Source organism: Ancylomarina longa, assembly GCF_003996985.1.
Classification (GTDB): domain Bacteria; phylum Bacteroidota; class Bacteroidia; order Bacteroidales; family Marinifilaceae; genus Ancylomarina_A; species Ancylomarina_A longa.
Map to the genome: position 1 here is coordinate 1 of NZ_RJJX01000168.1, position 563 is coordinate 563.

1 protein-coding gene is annotated in these 563 nt (G+C 36.2%); it reads left to right on the forward strand.

The features are described 5' to 3' along the window. Positions 1–94: 94 nt before the first annotated feature. Positions 95–502 carry a plasmid mobilization relaxosome protein MobC gene (mobC, locus tag DLK05_RS16815; RefSeq protein WP_015061180.1) on the forward strand — a complete coding sequence of 136 codons (408 nt, stop codon included), beginning with the start codon at positions 95–97 and terminating at the stop codon, positions 500–502. Positions 503–563: the final 61 nt, after the last annotated feature.

Sequence of the window (563 nt, forward strand, 5' to 3'; positions counted from 1 at the left end):
GGCTTCACCCCCGATACCCCCGAAAAGCTTTAAACAGAAAAATCAAAGATTTTCCAATTTAAAGCTTACAAAAGCCAAAGCAGGGTAGATTGAAATGTCAGGACAGGAACAAGAAAACAAACAGAGCAAAGCAGTTCGAGAACGAACCTTTAAAGTCAGACTTTCAGAATCAGAATATCAATTGCTCGATTCCAATAATCCTTATGGTTCGATTGCAAAGTTGCTTAGACAAGCAGCAGTAGAGAAAGCGACTAAAATTCATAATTCCAAAGCAGAAGATGACCAAAAAATTAAAGCAACAAAGGTTGTTGAATCTTCGTATAGCAAGACAGAGCGAGCGTTAATTTTAGAAATTAGTCGGATTGGTAATAATGTGAATCAGATTGCCAAAGCAGTAAATACAGATATTGCGGGTACTGGTGCTTTCGATAAAGTGAAATTACTTCATTTATTGATTTCAATTGATCAACAGCTTCGGGAGTTACGTCCAGATGATCGTTGATTTTTTTAGACATGGTTCAGGTTTATCAAAAGGTTGTATTGATTATTTATTGGGTGAAGAT

Excerpts from the sequence above, each read along its gene's own strand:
- mobC (WP_015061180.1), top strand. The coding sequence starts at position 95 with ATGTCAGGACAGGAACAAGAAAACAAACAGAGCAAAGCAGTTCGAGAA.